Raw genomic sequence first — 18,671 nt, forward strand, 5'->3', positions numbered from 1 at the left:
AGGCATTCCTCGTTATGGATCAGTTGACTGCAAAGCTTAAAAAGCTCGAAAAACAAAACTACCGTGCATATCAACAAATTAAAGGTCAATACGACTTTGCTGATTTTGAATTACACATCGACCACATTCAAGGTGACCCGTACGCGTCAGCCTCTCGTTTTCGTGCAACACGCGCGTGGTCGTTGACCGGGTTAGATTGGCTGAAAGAAAAATCTTACGAATACCAAGTAGCAGCTCGTGATTTTATTGCTCGCAGCTTTGCTGAGTTCGCAAAACAAGAAGCGACCGTTTCTATCGCATTAACGGGTCAAACAGTACTCGACAACACTGCAGTCGTGTTTACTGAGCACGGTATCGAAATTCGTTTCCGTATTAACCTGCCTGCTGATGGTCGTAGCATTCTTGCGAAGAAAGCAAACAACATCATCACATTCTACTTGCCGAAGTTTATCCGTCGCGCAACGCTTGAGCGTGAGCTAAACATAGACGCAATGATCAAGCACTGTGAAACAATCGAAGACCAAGAAGCGCTGCGTGCACAGCTAGATGAGCACAACCTATCGGCATTTGTGGCAAATGGCAGTGTATTACCACGTATCGCGGGTAACTGTGATCTTCCAATGAAAGATGCGGTTCCATTTACAGCGCCAGAGTCACTGAGCGTTACGTTAAACACGCCAAACCAAGGTGATGTAACAGGCTTGGGTATTCCTAAAGGGATTACATTAATCGTTGGTGGTGGTTTCCACGGTAAATCGACACTATTGAATGCGGTTGAACGCTCTATCTACAATCATATTCCTGGTGATGGCCGTGAAGGCATCGTGACTGCCATTGATACAATGAAGATTCGCGCTGAAGATGGCCGATGTGTGCACAGCTTAAATCTGTCAAACTACATCAATCATCTTCCAATGAAGAAAGATACCTCTGATTTCAGTACTCAAGATGCTTCGGGCTCTACTTCTCAAGCGGCTTGGCTACAAGAGTCGATTGAAGCCGGTGTTCAAACCCTATTGATTGACGAAGATACGTCAGCGACTAACTTCATGATCCGTGATGAGCGTATGCAGGCATTGGTTTCAAAAGGTGACGAGCCCATTACTCCGCTTGTTGACCGTATTGGCCAGCTACGTGATGAAATGGAAATCTCTACTATCGTCGTTATGGGTGGCTCGGGTGATTACCTAGATGTAGCAGACACCGTGATCCAAATGCACGACTACCAAGCGGTAGATGTGACAGATAAAGCAAAAGATGTTATTGCTCAGCACCCTACCCAACGTACTAACGAGTGCGAAACACCGTTGGAGATGTTTGTTCCTCGCTCACTGAACCGTGCTTCACTAATGAACATTCTTACTGATGGAAAGTTCCGCGTGAGTGCTAAAGGTAAGGAATCTCTGCGTTTTGGTAAAGAGTTTGCCGACCTTTCTGCTCTTGAGCAGCTAGAGTCAACTTCTGAAGTCAACGCGATTGGTTGGGCTTGGTTCCAGTTTGCACAAACGCCTGGTTGGTCAAATAATCCAGCAAAAGAGTTTAACGCGATTCTAGATAACGATTGGCACCAAAATATGCCTAACTACGGTGACCTAGCGAAACCAAGAACGTTGGATGTTATGGCTGCTCTTAACCGCATGCGCAAATCTCAGTTCAAGCCTTCGAACTAAGTTTTACTCAACTAAACACAACTTTTCGGCCCCACAAATGGGGCCGTTTTTATTTCTACTCGTCCTAGAAAGCGTTCTATCAAACCACAAATGTTAAGTAACGAACTTTGTGCACGATAAATAAGCTGGTTATCGCCCTTCACTTCCTTTCCCATAATTTATATAACTCTGGTTATCTTTGAGAAGCTCATAAAACATGACATTATTTTTACGAAGCTATGGTAAAGTCCGCCTAAACAAGTGTAACTAAATGTAACAGGCTAAGATTTGATGTACCACAAACGCGTAAAAATGCGTGATCATAAAAGTGAAGTAAACCTGTTTAGAAACCGTGTTATTGTCGCATTCATAGGTATTCTGCTTTTCACTCTCGTCTTAGTCGGTAACCTATACCGACTTCAAGTTCAAAACTTTGATAGCTACCAAACCCGCGCCGACGGGAACCGAATTAAAGTGCTCCCGATTGCCCCTACGCGAGGGTTAATTTACGACAGAAATGGTGTGTTGCTGGCTGAAAACAAACTGGTCTTTTCTCTCACCATGATCCCAGAGCAAACAAAAGATGTGGATGAGATGCTCAGCAAACTCAACGAGTACATCCCGCTGAATAAAGAACAAATTACGCGTTTTAAAAAGCGTTACCGCAATACCCGCCGCTTTAAGCCCGTTACCCTGTTAGAGAACCTGACGGAAAAAGAGATCGCAAAATTCTCGGTTCACCAATACTTGTTTCCAGGACTGACAATCGATACCAGCTTAAAGCGTTTCTACCCTAACGGTGAAGTACTGACCCATGTATTAGGCTACGTTGCACACATCAATGACAACGATTTAAGAAAACTGGAAGAACAAGGTAAAGAAGCGAATTATCAAGCGACGACTATCATTGGTAAGCTCGGCGTTGAGCGATACTATGAAGACATACTTCATGGACAAAAAGGCTATCAAGAGGTTGAGGTAAATAGCCGAGGCCGCATCGTCAGAACGATAAAGTACGTTCCGCCTGTTGCTGGTAAAGACATCGTACTCAACATTGATCTTGAACTGCAAAAGTATGTGTTCGAACAACTTGATCATCGCACTGGCAGTGCTGTTGTCCTAGACCCGAAAGACAACAGTGTTTTGGCTATGGCATCAAGCCCGAGTTACGACCCTAACCTATTCGTTGATGGCATTTCTAGCAAGAATTATCAAACACTTCTTAATGACCCTGCTCATCCATTGGTAAACAGAGCGACGTTAGGTGTTTATCCCCCTGCTTCTACTGTTAAGCCGTTCATGGCTGTTGCAGGCTTGGAAGAGCATGTAATTTCAGAAAATACCATTCGTAATGACCACGGTGTTTGGCGTATCCCCGGTTCTAAGTCTAACTCCAAAGCGTGGCGTGACTGGAAGCGTTGGGGCCATGGTCCGGTTGACGTAACACAAGCAATCGAAGAGTCGGTGGATTCATTTTTCTATCAAGTGGCATTTGACTTAGGTATCGATCGGATCAGTACATGGATGAACCGTTTTGGTTTTGGTAAGCCATCAGGCATCGACATATACGAAGAAAGTAACGCCAATATGCCGACTCGAGATTGGAAGATGATGCGCTACCGAACTCCTTGGTATCAAGGTGACACAGTACCGATCGGTATTGGACAAGGGTACTGGACTTCAACCCCGCTGCAACTTGCGAAAGCAACCTCTGTGTTAGTCAATCACGGTAAGGTCATGCCTCCCCATATACTGCGAGCAATACTCGATCATGGTGAAGACTTTGAGACGCAACAGCTAGTAGAACCAAAGCAAATGCCATCTATTGATGAAGTGCCAGACAAGATCTGGGATGTGTCGATCAATGCGATGCGATTAGTGAACCATGGTAGTCGTGGTAGCGGTAGAAGAGCGTTTAAAGGAACCAAGTACACAAGTGGTGGTAAATCTGGTACCTCTCAAGTATTTGGCTTAGCAAAAGATCAGGTGTACAACTCTAAAGAGCTCGAAAGGCATCTACTCGACCACGCGCTCTACACTGCCTTTGCGCCTTATGAACATCCGAATTACGTTGCCACTGTTGTTATTGAACATGGAAATGGTGGTTCTAAGGTCGCTGCACCTTACATCCGCAAAGTGCTTGATTATGCATTCGAACACAAAAGCGGTGTGAATAAAGATCACTCATAACTGACAAAGCGTAAGAAGCCCCACTTTAGACAAGTGGGGCTTTGTTGTTCATAAACCACAATACATCCAGCGGGACAATTTAGCTTCGCAAGACGTGCCACGCTTCGCACAATCTTTGAAACTGAGCCGTGTTACCTTTATCTCTATCTGGGTGCCAGCGAAGCGCTAGCCTTCTCCATTGTTTACGAATTTCCTCTGGGGAAGCGTCGAGCGGTAATTCAAACAGACTCAATGCTCGACTTCGATCCATGTCTGTTTCGACACCACCGACATACTTTTTATATCGAGTCCAAAACTCATTCAATAGCCTTCTAACTTCACCCTCTTCGGCCTCATAGTTTGACCAGTCGATATAGTACTCACGCAACGGGTCTTGGTGGTCAATAGCGTGTGTACTTCCATGATACCGGCCACACATTAGCTCTATGTCCATCGCCTGAACTTGAAGCCAATTATCTGGGTAGAGTGTCTCTTGCAGTTGGTATAGCGCATTCATGATTAAGAAGTTCTTCTTGAATAACTCCTTCTCTGGGGTTTGGTCTAATACTGGAACGAAACCGAGTTCATTAAGGTGCGTGGCCAAGGTATGCACTTTCCACCCACTTGGCTTTTGTTTGAGCACTTCCATTATTGGCCAGAGTAACGGGTTTTCCATATGAGCATAAAAATGACGACTCACGTCTTGGTGGCTCGATGATTCTGGGTTGTCTAACATGATTAATTGGGCCCGTTACCATATGCATTTGTGTGTATTATTAATTGAAAGCGATCTGTCGTGGTTTGTCGAGTTTCAAACTAAATAAATTTCAATTAGTTAATTGTTCAAACAACAAAAAGGCCAGCATGATGCTGGCCTTTAGAGTATGAAGTCTGACTAATTAGATAACGCCTAATTCTCTTAAGCGCTCCATTAGGTACTCATTTGCTGTGTACTTTTCAGATAGAACCACCTCTGGTTTAGGGTGCAAGAAAAGAGGCAGTGAGATGCGTGATTTTTCTTGGCGTGCGCCAGTTGGGTTAATTACACGGTGAGTCGTTGATGGGAAGTAGCCACCAGACGCTTCTTGAAGCATATCACCGATGTTGATGATCATGTTGCCGAAGTCACAAGGCACATCAAGCCACTCGTTGTTTTTAGATTTAACTTGGAGGCCTGGCTCGTTCGCTGCAGGTAGCACAGTAAGAAGGTTAATGTCTTCGTGTGCTGCAGCACGGATAGCTCCTGGTTCTTCATCACCTTGCATCGGTGGGTAGTGAAGTACGCGAAGTAGAGTTTGTTCGCTGCCGTTGATCATTTCTGATAGAGCGATAGAGAACTTTCCTTGTACTTCTTGAGGTGCGTGAGCTTCAACCCAACCTAATAGCTCTTGAGCAAAAGCATTAGCGCGTTGGTAGTAATCTAGAATCTGCTCTTTAAGCTGCTCAGGAATTTGACCCCAAGGGTACACGTGGAAGTACTCTTTAATGTCTTTTACCGTGTGGCCCTTTGCAACTTCAGATACTGAAGGTGGAAAATATCCATCTTGTGTTTCAACATTGAAGTGGAAGTTCTCTTTCTCCTCAGAGATAAAGAATTGGTACCAGTTCTCGTAAATTGACTCAACAAGCTCTTTCGGGATTGGGTGGTTTTTCAGTACGCCAAATCCAGTTTCACGTAAAGAGCGAACAAATTGTTCTGCTGCGTCGTCAGCAAGATAATCGACAGTTTCCAGTTTCATGACTTTCTTTCTTGTTATGTAGTGATACGGGGATTTTATGGTTCGCTTTGTTGTAAATCAAACTTTAGTGAAACTCTCGCAACCGTTTGTCTAGATACTGGGCGATAACGCCACTTTTCAACAATTTTGGTAATTAAAACTCAATTGAACAGTGTTCATTATTGTGTAACTATACATAAAACTTATATAGGATCTGATGATGACAATTACGCCACTTGCTCAAAATAGACCTCTACTCTCGCTTACTGCGTTGTATCTCGTTGTTTTTCTATTCTCAGCGTTTGCGCCGTCTTCAAGAGCAGTTTGGATCGCAGAAATCGTACCCGCCCTATTGATTCTTGTCGGTATTTGGTGGTTATCGACAAAATTAACGTTTTCAAAAACGGCTTATGTTCTGATGTTCATTTGGTTGGCACTGCACACGATTGGCGCTAAGTACACTTTTGCAGAAGTACCGTTCGATTGGTTTAATCAGTTAATTGGCTCTGAGCGCAACAATTTTGATAGAGTCGCACACTTCTCTATTGGACTTTATGCCTACCCGCTCGCTGAGTATCTTATTCGTAAGAAGCTGGCTCAGCCCGTGATTGCGTGCTTCTTTGCACTGTTTGCCATCATGAGTGTTGCGGCAGGTTATGAAATTATTGAGTGGTGGTATGCAGAAATCGCAGGTGGTGATGAAGGTATCGCTTTCCTTGGATCACAAGGTGATATTTGGGATGCGCAAAAAGACATGCTATGTGATACGACTGGAGCGATCGTCTCACTGCTGCTTCTCAAGGTTCAAGGGCGCACTAAAGTGTAGCCAAGCACTGCGTTAACTCAGTTATTAAAGATACAATTTCAAATGCCACACGTGCTTTACGTTGTGGCATTTTTTGTGTTTTAGCTTCAAGGCTATTTCATCGTGACCTTACCACCCACGAACTTAAATGCGGGTGTACCTCGTACTAAGGTATCTCGAGCAAACTCAATTCCACATTCAGGGCAAATGCAGGGCTCTGTCGTAAAGTCTTCGACAATCCTTTCCTTAAAACATTTTACGAGCGCACCCTTACCGCCTTTTCGATATTTGAATAACTGTGTTTTGCACTTCGAGCAAAATATTTGAACGGTTTTCGTGGGTTGCTTCTTGTTTGGTTTCGCCATAAAGGTAACGTGCTGATTCTTATTGTTTAAGTTTAGGCGCTACAAGCACTAAGCTTATGCCGACTAATATGGTGGTTGATGAAATAACGAATTGCATGGTGAGAGGCTCCGAGAGCAACAGTACGCCACCGAGTGTTGCAATAACCGGAACCGAAAGCTTTGCGATTGATGCCACAACAGTATTGAGCTTCTTCACTACGTAGTACCATAAACTGTAACCCACACCTGAAGCGACAGAGCCAGACAACACGGCATAAATGATCCCTTGTTCAGACATCGAAATATCAAGAGCTTTACTTGGTGCTACGAGCCACGGTGATATGAACACCAAGACAATCAAAGAACAGAACCCAAAGTTAGCCGTTGTTGGCATCAGGGCATTTGAAGATCGCTTGCCAGCCAAGGTATAAATACCCCACCCGATACCCGCCAATGACATTAGAGAGATTGAAACTAAATCAGGTGTAATTGTTGAACTGGTCGGCATTAGCAAATAAACAAGCCCTGAAACAGAGAGCAAACAGCCAGCCCACTCAATTAAGGACATCTTATTGCCTGAGATGAGATGAGCCGCGATCATGGTAAATTGCACCGCAACAAACAGAACTAACGCGCCAAGCCCTGCTCCCAGCTCTAAGTAAGCAAAAGAGAAACCGAACATGTAAACAAGCAATGACAATATGGAGACTAGACTGAATTGAGATTTGAGCTTAGAAAACAGCGATATAGGACTAGATTCAGTTGTGTTATTGCTATTCTGGGACGCTATACCTAGCAAAATCAATAGAGTAAATGCGCCAGATAAAATGCGTATAACAGAAAAACTCAAAGGATCGATGGTTTGATCCATCAATGCCCATCGACAAAGCACGGAATTTGCCGCAAAGGCCACCAGCGTAATTAATGTCACTAAGACGGTTTGCATTATTATTCCCTTGCTGAAGCTATTCGCTTATTAGTCAACGTCAGGTTTAACCCAAACTTGGCTAAAATCGAACCAACCAAGCGCATTACACTTCGCGTTTTGTAAGGTACCGCACTGGTCTTTATTTACTCCTAACCAACAGTGGAACATAGGTATCAACTGGTTGCTTTGTACCAGTTGTTTACCAAGCTGCCTTGCCGGGAATTGTTCAAATTCACCTGAGCGCCAACGATCAATCATATGACACCATTGATCAAAGTCTTCTGCCGGGCTCGATTCATCAAGAAAACTGTAATCCATAAGCCAGCATGCCAACGCATCGTCTCTGTTATTTGCAATTCCCATAGGGTTAATCCAAATATCCACGTCATCCGCATGTGGTGGATCGGTTTCATAGCCGAAAAGCTCCACATCGACGTTATATTGCTTGAGTACCGTAACAATGGCCTTGGCAAGCGTAGGAAACATAGGGTGTTGGCATTGATATGCTAATTTAATCGAAGGCTTAGTATCGGCTGGTGGACATACTGGGACTTTTAACTTGATATCGTACCAACCTGGTTTGATGCCGTAAGCATGCAATACGCCCAAATCAATAACCGTCTCTTTGGGGATATGCACAAAAAGATCGGCAGCATTTAGAGCATTAGACAAAAACTCAGCCCATGCTGGGTCCTTCGCTATACCTTTCTTTCTATTGAGTAGTAGATAGGTACATCCCGGGTCTAGTTCTACCTCATCACTATCACCGCGATCAGCGATAACCGGCTTGGAAAGGCTCGGATAAACCATCGATGAATAGGCTTCGTCCACGACCCACACCTCGACACGATCAATCAGCGGCCTAAAGCCAAAGTAGCCATTGAAAGCGGTTAATACGAGTTGTTTTTCGTCATTCTTTTCAATGCGATATGGACCAGTACCAATTGGACGAATATCGTAGTCCTCTCCACGTAAAATCATCGGCAACGTCACTTTTGCGACGGATTCTGTAAGCGCGAGTGGGAAGTATTTATCCGGGCGCGTTAGAAAGACATCAACGACGCAATTGGCCGGTGAGGAAACATCTTTAATATGGGAGAACATATTAAGTGGCTCGAGTGCTAGCAGTGTATCAACGACGTGATTTGTCATAAGTGGTTCGCCGTTATGGAAGCGAACCCCTGGCCTTAAGAAAAACCGCCATTGATAATCACTGATTTTTTGCCAAGAATGCGCAAGATCAGGCTGTAACTGGTCGTTTTCATCCAAGCGAGTCAAACCACTAAACACTTGGCAGGCTATGTGTTGCTCTGAACGACGCATCGACTTGGTCGGGTTAAGCATGGAGAGCGGACGATAGTAAGGCAAACGGATAACCTGTTCACCCTCTTGGTACTGCACGCCCAAGTAGTTTTGGATGACTTGAGTTAGCTTCGCGGCATTTTGATCAAGAACAGACAATGCCTGTCCAATCTTACCTTCTTCTAAGTAGCGCCTAGCCAAGTTTTCGCTAACGTCACAACGGTTCTGCTTGAAGATGAGTTGGGATAACTTACCTCGACCAGCTGCAGGTAGCCACTCTACCCAGCCCTCTTCTTCGAGTTTGTTGAGAACCATTCTAGCATTTCGACGGGTACAACAGAGCACATCTGTTATGTCATCAAGCTGAACATCAGAGTCTTTACCATCGAAGTATTCAAATAGGGTTTCGAATTGAACGCGAAGTCTTGGGCTACTCATAAAGAGGAAAACTTAATCAAGGGATATTGAATTCAGTTTCCTCATTTTATTAGCGAAAATCAATCTAACTGATAATGTTTTTACACAGAATTATCGAATTTAGGCAGCCCTACTCAAATATAGAGCGGCGACAATCACCAAAAGTGCTTAGGCGCTATAGAGTTACATGACATCACAGCCAATTTCATTAGCAATGTCGCGAAGTTGTTGCTCATCATCGAGTTTAATTGACCACTTACATTCAGAGCCGTTTGCGGAGATGACATTTGCCCCTTTTCCGATCAGTTGAATAGCATCAACCTGTGCTTGTAGGGTGACTCTATGTTCACCATCTAAACGCACCACAAGCTCATGTGCTGTTGCAATGACTTTTCCACTTTTAAAGGTTATGACCATGGATTTCTCAAACTAGGGTTATGGTGGGTAATGGAGTGAAAACCGTTAGCCATAATGGGTCTAACAGTTTAGTGATTTATCGCTTGTGCTTTTTTACTGCAATGGTGAGACGACTTGTGCAAACTAAGCGTTGACGCTCGTCAGTGATGTTTATCTGCCATACTTGTGTCGATACACCAAGGTGAATAGGCTCAGCGGTACCGATTACATGCCCTTCACGCATCGACCTTACATGATTCGCGTTGATATCGAGTCCGACACAGTAGTAGCCTTCTGGCACGCAGAAATTTGCTGCTAATGAGCCTAACGTTTCTGCAAGCACAACGGAAGCGCCACCATGAAGCATACCAAGTGGTTGGTGAGTGAAGTGACAAACTGGCATCGTCGCCACTAATGAATTGTCGTTTACCTCGGTATAAACAATGTTGAGGTGCTCAATTAAGGTATTCTTTGAGGTTGCGTTGAAGGTATCTAGGTCAACAGGCTTTTTCCAAATGGTCATGCGGGGTCCTTAATTATTGATATCGTTATCGCTTGAGCAGATTTCGCTAATGGTGTCTGTTCGTGTCTTACATCTAATAAGTTATCTTATAGCTATTAGCCATTACGCAAGTTGATGTTAACATGCATAAAAACCGAATACACAGAGGATATTGTATGACGTCATGGATGAAGTTTGCCTCGCTTCTCACTCTCGCAGGCTTAACCGCATGTAGCGCTTCTCCAACAGGAAGAAATCAATTGCTGCTGTTTTCAGACAAAGATATGTCTCAACTTGGCGCGCAATCTTTCGAACAGATGAAGAAAGAGCAACCTATTAGTACAGATGCAAAAACAAACGCCTATGTACAGTGTGTAGCGAACAGTATTACTCAACACATTCCTAAGCACGGTTTTAGTGAATGGGAAGGCGTTGTTTTTGATAGTGACCAAGTAAACGCGTTTGCCTTACCTGGTGGTAAAATTGGTGTTTATACCGGGTTACTTAAGGTTGCAGTGAACCAAGACCAATTGGCTACCGTCATCGGACACGAAGTCGCGCACGTTTTAGCTGATCACAGCAACGAACGTTTGTCCCAATCACAGATCGCTAATACAGGTTTATCGATTACGAGTGTTGCTTTGGGTTCATCTGAATACAAGCGATATCAAGGGATGACCATGGCCGCATTAGGCTTGGGGGTTCAATATGGTGTGATTCTGCCTTATGGGCGAACTCAAGAGTCTGAAGCCGATATTGTTGGCCTAGAATACATGGCGCAAGCTGGTTTTGACCCTAAACAGAGCGTCGATTTGTGGCAGAACATGGCGAAAGCGTCAGGTGGAAGCCAACCACCAGAGCTTCTTTCTACTCACCCTTCGCACAGTACTCGTATTAAAGACTTACAGTCAAAAATAACAACGCTACCTCAATCGAATGTAGCAAGACCAAACTGTAAGGCATAATGTAAGTCCGGAGCGCTTTCCAACACGACGCGGTGATGACTCCATAAAAAACGTCCTAACCATTTGGATAGGGCGTTTTTCGTTTAGTGAGATTCTTGCTCTGACATTGACTCTATCGCAAGAGTATTAAGTACCAAGGATCTGTAACGGTAGGCTTAGTAGCTGGTCGCCTGTAGAAGCAAAATACCAAATAACGCCGATCAAACTAGACACTAGACCTACATACCAAAGGAAAGAAACTACTTGGCCATATCTATCTAGTGGTAATAAATGGCTATGGTGGCGCCCTCTCCATTCAAACAGTATTTCAACGCTACCCATAATCAATAAGAAGCCAAACAGTGTTAGATTCAACTGATAACTTAGAATAACGCCGCCTACAGCCGCTGCGACACATAGAACGATACCGAGCACACTGTTCATCGAAAAGCTGATACTTTTTAGAACATGACCACCATCAAGCGGCAAAATCGGCAGTAGGTTGAATAAGTTAAGTAAGGCATTAAATACCGCAAGACCTGCAAAGAACATCTCACCTGTGACCCAATACAACACGGTGAACACAAGCGATAATATCAGTCCAAACAAAGGCCCCATGATTGAGATAACCACATCTTGCCATCGTGTATTAATCTTTTCATCAGAGAGTGCTAAACCACCGAGGAAAGGGATAAGATAAATACCTTTCGTTTTCATACCAAAGTATTTCATGGCTCTGATATGTCCATATTCATGGAACATCAAGCAAGCGATCAAAGCGAGAGCGAACTGAATAGAAAATAGCCACGAATATGCCGCCAAACTTGCAGATGCGAGCACTACTTTAATCAACTTAGCGCTCTTAAGCGCTTTCATTCCAAGCGATACTAACCCAATCAGGCTAAAGCGCTTTTCAGGTTTAGGTGCGACAACCGGAGTTTGCTGCTCGATGTCTTTAGTATTACGACTTCCTTCGGTAACGACTTGTCCGTTAACCAGCGCCTTATAAACCATCTCAAAAGGTTGCCACTGAACCGTAGATTCCACGTGACACTGCAACGTTTCTTCGCCAGAACGAAGCATAAATGTGTGTGTTCGCACATCACCATCTTCCGAAGTCGCATCTAATTGAGACACTAGTGTGTTGTCCCAAAATAGCTGCTGCCACCCTGCCATCGATCCTTCTAAACGAAGCGGTTTACCAAGAAACTCTATCGCGAGTAATTCCAAACTATAAATTCCAATTAAATGACCATCAAAATGAGCCGATATTATGCCGATTTAGGGAATGTCGGTAAACAGAAACAAAATCGTTACATAGTGAGCTATTGAACACTATTTATACCGTAAAGGTGCATAAACACTCTGGTCACACCTCCAACCACAAATAAACCATTGATTGTATTTATGATATTGATGTTAAAGTGACGCCCCTCAAAAATATAAGTTCACAAAATAACAACTCTTTCTTTGACTTTATATAAAACATGAATTTAACATGCTGTTTACATTGGAGCTTCAACACCAAAAATGCTCAGTGTGTTTTCAAACCATAATAACGAAATTCGATGCCCTAGGAGGGTCAAGGATGAAAACAATACAACGCTCTCTCGTTTCACTTTCGGTGCTATTTGCATGTAATTCACTTGCCGCTGGTTTCCAAGTTGCTGAGCATTCTGCCTCAGGCCTTGGTCGCTCGTTTTCAGGTGAAGGTGCAGTAGCTGACAACGCGAGTGTATTAGCGAGAAACCCCGCCGCAATGACCCTATTTGATACAGCCCAGTTTTCAGGCGCGGTTTCTATCGTTGATCCAGAAGTAGACATCACACAGAAGAATGTCCCAGGTTCTGGCGGTCAGAGTCAGAAGTCCAGTGATGTTGCGCCTCTGCAAGTTGTTCCAGCTGCTTACTACATTAGTCCAATCAATGACAAATGGGCTTGGGGTATCGGTATGTTCTCAAACTATGGTGTAGCGACTGACTACCCAGACGATATCTATGCTGGTGATCTCGCCGGTGATACTTCTCTGATCTCTGTTAACATCAATCCAAACGTAGCATATCGAATTAACCAACAATTCAGCGTTGGTGCTGGCGTGAACTTTGTTTACGCTGAGGCAGAACTGAACCGTCACCAAGGTTCAATTTCTAACATTACCGGTGATCCTGCTTCTACCAAGCTGATTAGCATGACGGGGGAAACTTTTGCATTCGGTTGGAACGTTGGTGCGCTATATGAGCTAAACGAAAACAATCGCTTCGCTATCGCCTATCGTTCTGAAGTCGACCTAGATTTTGATGATGGTGACTTTAACGATTACACCGGAAGCATCGTACAAGGCAGTGCTACATCTACGACAGGTCGTCTTAAGATCACGTTACCTTCGATTATAGAAATCTCCGCTTTTCACCAACTGACTGACCAGTGGGCAATTCACTACGGTTGGCAGCAAACGGGTTGGAGTAGCTTCAAAGAACTTAAAGCAACCAGTCCAGATTGTGTAAATGGTGAATGTTTCAAAAAGACTGAACACTACGACGATAACAACCGTTACTCATTAGGTGCGACTTATCAACTGAACCAAGCGTGGACTCTGCGAGCTGGTCTTGCATACGACGAACAAGCGGGTGAAGCGACATTAAGTATCCCCGATAGTGACCGTTTTTGGTACAGCGCCGGTTTAACTTACCAGTACAGCCCTAACCTTTCCTTCGATGCTGGTTTTGCCCTTGTACAAAGTAAAGATGGTGACTTCAAAGAAACCAATGAACTAGGTCAAGAACTTGAGTTCTCTGGCGATGCAGTTGCGTACCTATCTGCGATTCAAATGAACTACACCTTCAACTAAACGGAATTACAAACATGAAAAAGTTATTTAATGTTTCGCTGCTTGCTTCTGCAATGTTTCTTGCTGGTTGTGGTGACGACTCATCAAGCTCTGGCGCATCAACCGCAATTCAATATGAGCAATATATTCAAGATTCACTTGCTCAAGCGACTAGCATCAAGTTTCAGTTAACAGGTGCAGATGTCGCAGTTCCTCTTCCAAGCTTTGCGTTAATGGATACGACAGACGGCACACTGGGTCTGCCGACTAGCGGTGATGACTCATTGACTAACCCTATTGCTGCAATGAATACCATGGATGGTTGGTCGACCTCTATGCCGATCATCATGGATTTTGAAGGTGCTGGATTAGCGGATGGTGCTGCGACTGGTGGCGTTTATCTTTTAAAACTTAGTGGTTCACTTACATCAGAGACCACACCAAGTGTTACAAAGGTATTGACGCTAGGTATTGATTTTGAGGTCGATTCTAGTTCTGCAACTGACACGTTCACGATCAAATTTGATAATTCACTTGATGCCTCCAGTGAGTATGTGTTGGCTCTGTCAAACGAACTTACGGATGTGAATGGTGATCCTGTTGGTATGTCAGCAAGTTACGCTGCACTAAAATCGAGTGCAGTGATTTATACCGAAGGTAGCCTTGCTCAAGCTCAACAAGTCACTCAAGGGGTTGAGAAGATCTTCGCTGGCGCGACAGCAGCAGGTGCAATTAACCTAGATACAGAGAACATCATTTATTCAACTTGGTTTACTACTGAGTCTGTTGGAGACACGCTATTTGCTACTAAAGGTGCTACGGCAACAGGATTAGGCGGTACGGGGCTTAATGATGTTTGGAAAGGAAGTGCAAAGTCCGACGGTGTAGATTTATCGACGGCTTATGCCATGCAGTTTTCGCTCACAAAAGGCTTTACCCAGGCGCTCTCTGATGATGCTGACTTTGACAAGTACATCGGCGGTGGTGATGCCACTGAGATCGCCAAAGCAAAAGGTGCAATTAATACACTGTATGCTTCTACTGGAGTAAATGTAGATGTTAGTGAAGGCTTTGTTCAATTACCCTACTATCTGGAAAAAGGAACAGCTGACTGGAACACTCAACCATTCGAATCAGCGATGCCAAGCCTAGCTAAAGTTTCAAACGCTTTGAGCGATAGTACTGAACAGGCCAATATGGCAGCTCAATTGGTTTCTGTTGGAATTGATACAAGTGTATTAGCGACCAGCCAAACCGAGCAACTTAAGTTGATCGGTTTAGATTTAACACTTGCTGATGGCTCGAAGCTTGATAGTGAAAGAGTAATCACCAAATACTCTCCGGTTCCACAAGTTAAATCATTAGAAACTGTAGAATTTTTATTATTTACTAAGAATGGGGCAACACCGAAAAATGTCATCATCTATCAGCACGGTATCACTTCGGCTAAAGAGAATGCTTACGCCTTTGCTTATAACTTAGTGGACGATAATACCGCAGTTCTAGCAATTGACTTACCGATCCACGGTACGCGTAGTTTGGACGACACTCGTTCAGCAAATGCCAATGTGTTGGCTTACTTGAACCTTGCTAACCTTCCGGTAGCTCGCGACAACGTTCGTCAAAGTGCACTCGACGTAATGGGCTTAAGAGCTTCTTTAACTGCGTCTTGGCAAGCTGGTTTACTTGCTAGTTCACCTTTAAATGGGTTTAACATCGCGACAGGCTCACAAGTTAAGTTTCTTGGTCATTCGTTGGGGGGCATTGTTGGAACAACTGCAGTTGCATCATCTAACCGTACGTTAGGTAGCGCGACGGCCGATGCTTTATATAGCTTCAGTGCTGCAGCTATTGAAAACTCTGGCGGACAAATATCTAATCTTTTGTTGGGTTCACCTTTCTTTGGTCCACAAGTTAAGCATAACGTGGCCTTAGGTGCTTCTACCGAATACGCAAGTTTCGCTAGCGCAAACTGTACGGGTTTAACAGATCAAGTTTGTTACAACACGTTTGAAAGTAATGCAACTGCGGCACAAAAAGCAACAATGACCGCAGCATTTCAACAGTTCGCTTATGCTGCACAAACTGTATTAGACACTGTCGATCCGTACACTAATGCTGATTACTTGCTAGCAGCTTCTACTCAGATGCCTATTTATATGGGCCAAGTACAAGACGACCAAACAGTGCCAAATACTGTTTCAAATGCACCTTTTGCTGGTACAACGCCATTAGCAACAAAGCTAAACCTAACTATTATTGATTCGAGCAGTGCGGCACCTAGCAGCACCGGGACGAACGAATTTGTGAAGTTTAATAGCGTTGCAGCTCACAGTACTTTTGTTATCCCTCAAGATGAAACTACGCCATTACCTTTAGATTCTGCTCACCATGCAGAAATGCAAGCACAAGCCAAAGATTTCTTGGTAAACAATAAATTGAGTGCTGTGTCTAATGCGGGCTCTGTTTTAGAATAATACTTATCTTTCTGTTTAATTAAATGCCAGCCTAACCGCTGGCATTTTTATATCTATAGCCAACCAACTTTCCCTAGTTAACCGTTTGCATAACACTTTAAAACACAAATGGTTGATCTCGGCTAAAATTAATCAAGACAGAATACCGTACGACCCCTTTATTTATTGTAAATAAAGTGGATAATAGCCCCGTAAATTAATACCTAATAAATGTGAGTCCATTATGTCTTCTGAAGCTACTATGCTAGAACGCTGCCAATCTAAATGTGAACTATGTGGTTCTGATTCTTCTCTTACTGCATACGCAGTACCGCCACACAGCCACGTAACAGTGGATCACGGCATCATGGTATGTGACAAATGTCTTGGTGAGATTGACGAGCCAAAAGATATTAACCACTGGCGCTGCCTAACAGACAGCATGTGGAGCCAAGAAGCTCCTGTTCAAGTAACAGCATGGCGCCAACTAACTCGTCTTAACTCAGAGAGCTGGGCTCAAGACGCGCTAGATATGATGTACATGGAAGAAGAAACATCAGTATGGGCACAAATTGGCATGTCTGCTGATGACAAGCCTCTTGATTGCAACGGCGTTGAACTTAAAAAAGGTGACGACGTAACAGTAATCAAAGACCTTCCAGTTAAAGGCACTAATCAAGTAATTAAACAAGGTACTGTTATCCGCGGTATCAGCGTTGGTGACGACCCTAAACTTGTTTCTGGTAAAACTAACGGCGGTCAATCAATGTACGTGATCGCTGAGTTCTGTCGTAAGAAGTAATCTCGGATTAAGTCTGATAGAAAAATAAAAGGCGCTCGATTGAGCGCCTTTTTTGTATCTACTATCTAAATGTTTTCAATTTAGTTGTTTTTCAGCCACACATCTTGGTTTTGTGCCGCTTTCTTCTTCTTTTTCTTCTTGCCTGTGCCAGCAGGCGGCGCAACAGGTTTAAGCGCTGCAATCAGTTCAGCTACCGCTTCTACATCGACTTCAAAGCCTTCGATTTGCTCACGCTCAAGACGAATCTTGTTCTTCTTCTCGATGATTTTGAAATGATGGTAGTCTTCGTGATCGATCAGAGATAGCGCTAAGCCAACCTCACCGGCACGACCACTTCGGCCAATACGGTGCATGTAATCTGATGGGCTACGCGGTAAATCAAAGTTGATAACAACTGGAAGTTTTTCGATATCCAGACCACGTGCTGCGATGTCTGTCGCGATCAAAACGTCGATCTCGCCAGATTTGAAATCTTCTAGGATACGAGTACGAGAACCCTGCCCTTTATCGCCGTGAAAGACTTCTGCAATAATACCGCGCTTATAAAGCTTGTCTGCTAGGTGTTCACAGCTGTTCTTTGCATTCACGAAGATCAGAGCTTGGCGCCATTCGTGTTGCTTGATTAAATGCGCTAATAGAGCGGTTTTACGACCTTTCTCTACTTCGAATACACGCTGAACCAGTGTACTTGCGTTCGCGCTTTGCAGTTGAACTTCTAGAGGGGCATTAAGTAGCTCTTCAGTTAGAGCTTGAACTTGCTCCGGGAAAGTTGCAGAGAACAACAGAGTTTGCTTCTTGTTTGGCAATAGCTTCAAGACAGCGCCTAGTTCTTCTGTAAAACCAAGGCTTAACATACGGTCGGCTTCATCAAGCACTAGTGTTTTCACTTTATCAAGCTTGATGGCGTTGCTTGAGATTAGGTCAAGCAGACGGCCTGGCGTCGCCACTAAGATATCCGTACCACCGCGTAACGCTTGCATCTGCGTGTTCACCGACACACCACCAAATACACAAACGGTCTTAATCGCGCCGTTAAAGTGAACAGCGTAAGACTTAACGCTGTCAGCAACTTGCTTCGCCAGTTCACGAGTAGGAACTAAGATAAGACCAGAAACGAAGTTACCTTTGCCCGAACGACGGTCTAAAGGTGCGCCTTCGTGGATCTGTTGTAACAGAGGAAGTGCAAATGCAGCGGTTTTACCAGAGCCAGTATTCGCGCCTGCAATTAAATCGCGTCCTGCTAACACACTAGGAATAACTTGCGCTTGGATGGGTGTTGGCTGTTGATATTCAAGCTCACTCAGGCGAGCCATCAGTGGAGAAATTAAGCCAAGATCAGAGAAGTTGGTTGGTGTCGTGGTGTTAGTCATTAATTGCAGGAACTCAAAGCTAAAATAATAGCGCGCTATATT

The 18,671-nt window shown here is 44.0% G+C and carries 16 protein-coding genes; 7 read left to right on the plus strand and 9 right to left on the minus strand.

Annotated elements, in window-relative coordinates; genetic code table 11:
* Positions 1-14: 14 nt before the first annotated feature.
* Complete coding sequence (locus JC606_RS12880; protein ID WP_137407984.1) at positions 15-1,670, plus strand: ABC-ATPase domain-containing protein; 1,656 nt, start codon at positions 15-17, stop codon at positions 1,668-1,670.
* 270 nt (positions 1,671-1,940) lie between these two features.
* Complete coding sequence (mrdA, locus tag JC606_RS12885; protein WP_198778699.1) at positions 1,941-3,839, plus strand: penicillin-binding protein 2; 1,899 nt, start codon at positions 1,941-1,943, stop codon at positions 3,837-3,839.
* Positions 3,840-3,918: 79 nt separating this feature from the next.
* On the opposite strand, the gene JC606_RS12890 is transcribed toward mrdA, so the two are convergent.
* Positions 3,919-4,554 carry a DNA-J related domain-containing protein gene (locus JC606_RS12890; protein WP_198778700.1) on the minus strand — a complete coding sequence of 212 codons (636 nt, stop codon included), beginning with the start codon at positions 4,552-4,554 and terminating at the stop codon, positions 3,919-3,921.
* Between the two features lie 163 nt (positions 4,555-4,717).
* Positions 4,718-5,557, minus strand: a complete 840-nt coding sequence (locus JC606_RS12895) for an isopenicillin N synthase family dioxygenase (protein ID WP_198778701.1) — start codon at positions 5,555-5,557, stop codon at positions 4,718-4,720.
* 199 nt (positions 5,558-5,756) lie between these two features.
* Between JC606_RS12895 and JC606_RS12900 the strand changes: the two genes are divergently transcribed.
* On the plus strand, positions 5,757-6,362 hold the full coding sequence (locus JC606_RS12900; RefSeq protein WP_198778716.1) for a DUF2238 domain-containing protein: 606 nt from the start codon (positions 5,757-5,759) through the stop codon (positions 6,360-6,362).
* 92 nt (positions 6,363-6,454) lie between these two features.
* On the opposite strand, the gene JC606_RS12905 is transcribed toward JC606_RS12900, so the two are convergent.
* From JC606_RS12905 to JC606_RS12925, 5 genes are all read right to left on the minus strand, one after another.
* Entirely contained in the window at positions 6,455-6,706 is a 252-nt protein-coding gene (locus tag JC606_RS12905) for a hypothetical protein (protein WP_198778702.1), read from the minus strand.
* A 19-nt stretch (positions 6,707-6,725) separates the two neighbouring features.
* Positions 6,726-7,631: a DMT family transporter gene (locus JC606_RS12910; protein ID WP_198778703.1), complete on the minus strand. Its 906-nt coding sequence runs from the start codon at positions 7,629-7,631 to the stop codon at positions 6,726-6,728.
* 30 nt (positions 7,632-7,661) lie between these two features.
* A complete protein-coding gene (locus JC606_RS12915) occupies positions 7,662-9,353 on the minus strand; it encodes an SgrR family transcriptional regulator (RefSeq protein WP_004738031.1) in 1,692 nt (563 codons plus the stop codon).
* A 162-nt stretch (positions 9,354-9,515) separates the two neighbouring features.
* Entirely contained in the window at positions 9,516-9,749 is a 234-nt protein-coding gene (locus JC606_RS12920) for a DUF3389 domain-containing protein (protein WP_086713940.1), read from the minus strand.
* A gap of 76 nt (positions 9,750-9,825) precedes the next feature.
* The gene (locus tag JC606_RS12925; RefSeq protein WP_004738033.1) at positions 9,826-10,251 is read right to left on the minus strand and encodes a hotdog fold thioesterase; all 426 of its coding nucleotides are present in this window, start codon (positions 10,249-10,251) and stop codon (positions 9,826-9,828) included.
* 155 nt (positions 10,252-10,406) lie between these two features.
* On the opposite strand from JC606_RS12925, the gene JC606_RS12930 reads away from it, so the two are divergent.
* The gene (locus JC606_RS12930; protein ID WP_198778704.1) at positions 10,407-11,195 is read left to right on the plus strand and encodes a M48 family metallopeptidase; all 789 of its coding nucleotides are present in this window, start codon (positions 10,407-10,409) and stop codon (positions 11,193-11,195) included.
* Between the two features lie 126 nt (positions 11,196-11,321).
* Here the strand turns inward: JC606_RS12930 and JC606_RS12935 are convergent, their stop codons facing one another.
* A complete protein-coding gene (locus tag JC606_RS12935; RefSeq protein ID WP_061030962.1) occupies positions 11,322-12,404 on the minus strand; it encodes a site-2 protease family protein in 1,083 nt (360 codons plus the stop codon).
* Between the two features lie 358 nt (positions 12,405-12,762).
* On the opposite strand from JC606_RS12935, the gene JC606_RS12940 reads away from it, so the two are divergent.
* From JC606_RS12940 to JC606_RS12950, 3 genes are all read left to right on the plus strand, one after another.
* On the plus strand, positions 12,763-14,022 hold the full coding sequence (locus JC606_RS12940) for an outer membrane protein transport protein (protein ID WP_116870668.1): 1,260 nt from the start codon (positions 12,763-12,765) through the stop codon (positions 14,020-14,022).
* A gap of 14 nt (positions 14,023-14,036) precedes the next feature.
* The gene (locus JC606_RS12945) at positions 14,037-16,478 is read left to right on the plus strand and encodes a VolA/Pla-1 family phospholipase (RefSeq protein WP_198778705.1); all 2,442 of its coding nucleotides are present in this window, start codon (positions 14,037-14,039) and stop codon (positions 16,476-16,478) included.
* A 223-nt stretch (positions 16,479-16,701) separates the two neighbouring features.
* Positions 16,702-17,259, plus strand: coding sequence for a PhnA domain-containing protein (locus JC606_RS12950; RefSeq protein ID WP_102423169.1), 558 nt, complete (start codon positions 16,702-16,704; stop codon positions 17,257-17,259).
* Positions 17,260-17,339: 80 nt separating this feature from the next.
* Here the strand turns inward: JC606_RS12950 and JC606_RS12955 are convergent, their stop codons facing one another.
* The gene (locus tag JC606_RS12955; protein ID WP_137407995.1) at positions 17,340-18,629 is read right to left on the minus strand and encodes a DEAD/DEAH box helicase; all 1,290 of its coding nucleotides are present in this window, start codon (positions 18,627-18,629) and stop codon (positions 17,340-17,342) included.
* Positions 18,630-18,671 lie beyond the last annotated feature (42 nt).

Source organism: Vibrio sp. IB15 (genome assembly GCF_016406055.1).
GTDB classification, from domain to species: domain Bacteria; phylum Pseudomonadota; class Gammaproteobacteria; order Enterobacterales; family Vibrionaceae; genus Vibrio; species Vibrio chagasii.

What these genes read in the sequence shown, in the direction of transcription:
- JC606_RS12945 (WP_198778705.1), top strand. Translation starts at nt 14,037, where the DNA reads ATGAAAAAGTTATTTAATGTTTCGCTGCTTGCTTCTGCAATGTTTCTT.
- JC606_RS12940 (WP_116870668.1), top strand. Translation starts at nt 12,763, where the DNA reads ATGAAAACAATACAACGCTCTCTCGTTTCACTTTCGGTGCTATTTGCA.
- JC606_RS12910 (WP_198778703.1), bottom strand. Translation starts at nt 7,631, where the DNA reads ATGCAAACCGTCTTAGTGACATTAATTACGCTGGTGGCCTTTGCGGCA.
- JC606_RS12925 (WP_004738033.1), bottom strand. Translation starts at nt 10,251, where the DNA reads ATGACCATTTGGAAAAAGCCTGTTGACCTAGATACCTTCAACGCAACC.
- JC606_RS12920 (WP_086713940.1), bottom strand. Translation starts at nt 9,749, where the DNA reads ATGGTCATAACCTTTAAAAGTGGAAAAGTCATTGCAACAGCACATGAG.
- JC606_RS12895 (WP_198778701.1), bottom strand. Translation starts at nt 5,557, where the DNA reads ATGAAACTGGAAACTGTCGATTATCTTGCTGACGACGCAGCAGAACAA.
- JC606_RS12905 (WP_198778702.1), bottom strand. Translation starts at nt 6,706, where the DNA reads ATGGCGAAACCAAACAAGAAGCAACCCACGAAAACCGTTCAAATATTT.
- mrdA (WP_198778699.1), top strand. Translation starts at nt 1,941, where the DNA reads ATGTACCACAAACGCGTAAAAATGCGTGATCATAAAAGTGAAGTAAAC.
- JC606_RS12890 (WP_198778700.1), bottom strand. Translation starts at nt 4,554, where the DNA reads ATGTTAGACAACCCAGAATCATCGAGCCACCAAGACGTGAGTCGTCAT.
- JC606_RS12915 (WP_004738031.1), bottom strand. Translation starts at nt 9,353, where the DNA reads ATGAGTAGCCCAAGACTTCGCGTTCAATTCGAAACCCTATTTGAATAC.
- JC606_RS12955 (WP_137407995.1), bottom strand. Translation starts at nt 18,629, where the DNA reads ATGACTAACACCACGACACCAACCAACTTCTCTGATCTTGGCTTAATT.
- JC606_RS12950 (WP_102423169.1), top strand. Translation starts at nt 16,702, where the DNA reads ATGTCTTCTGAAGCTACTATGCTAGAACGCTGCCAATCTAAATGTGAA.
- JC606_RS12900 (WP_198778716.1), top strand. Translation starts at nt 5,757, where the DNA reads ATGACAATTACGCCACTTGCTCAAAATAGACCTCTACTCTCGCTTACT.
- JC606_RS12930 (WP_198778704.1), top strand. Translation starts at nt 10,407, where the DNA reads ATGACGTCATGGATGAAGTTTGCCTCGCTTCTCACTCTCGCAGGCTTA.
- JC606_RS12880 (WP_137407984.1), top strand. Translation starts at nt 15, where the DNA reads ATGGATCAGTTGACTGCAAAGCTTAAAAAGCTCGAAAAACAAAACTAC.